This window comes from Acetobacter sp. DsW_063, assembly GCF_002153745.1.
Taxonomy (GTDB): Bacteria; Pseudomonadota; Alphaproteobacteria; order Acetobacterales; family Acetobacteraceae; genus Acetobacter.
The window spans coordinates 1-571 of sequence record NZ_JOPL01000161.1 but is presented as its reverse complement, the minus strand read 5'-3'; the positions used below and the strand labels follow the sequence as shown (position 1 = coordinate 571).

At 60.4% G+C, this 571-nt stretch carries 1 protein-coding gene; it reads left to right on the top strand.

The genetic code is table 11. The annotated features are described in order from the left end of the window. Nucleotides 1-409 (top strand): hypothetical protein (locus HK28_RS13550; RefSeq protein WP_233140560.1); only part of this gene is annotated, 409 nt, incomplete at its 5' end. Between the last annotated feature and the right edge of the window lie 162 nt (nucleotides 410-571).

Genomic DNA, 571 nt, shown 5'->3' with positions numbered 1-571 from the left:
ATATGAGCACCTACACGGAGACGACAAGCTGATGGACCCGAACGTGATTACAGTTGACGACATGGCCAGCGGGATAGAGGACGAGGCGCAGGCCAAGGCGCTGCCGGATGGATATGTGCGCAACGACGACGGATCGATCACGGCGTTGCTGGCTTATCCGGTCGGCGATGGCCCCCGGCAGTTGCAGCTCAAGCGGCTGAGTGGTCGCACGATGGTCGCGGTGTTGAATGCAAAAGGCGAAGGCGACCGCGCTGAAAAGATGGTGGTGGGCGCGCTTGGGCTCGTCGGACCAAAGGCTGACAGGTTCATCGCGGATCTCGACGCCGCAGACTTCATCAGTCTGTCAGAGGCGGCCGCAAGTTTTTTGCCGAGTGGCCGGAAGACTGGCCCGTCGTCCTCGCCAGCCTGAAGAGCGAGGGTGGTTTCAGCGAGGCGGAAATCCTCGACATGCCCTTTGAGCGCCTGTGCTTCTGGAGCCGGGCGTTTTCCAAATTGTCAGAGCGACGCCAGGACGCGTTTGAGGCGGCGTTAAGAGAGAAATCATGAGTCAGGATCTGCGCGCCAAGTTCGA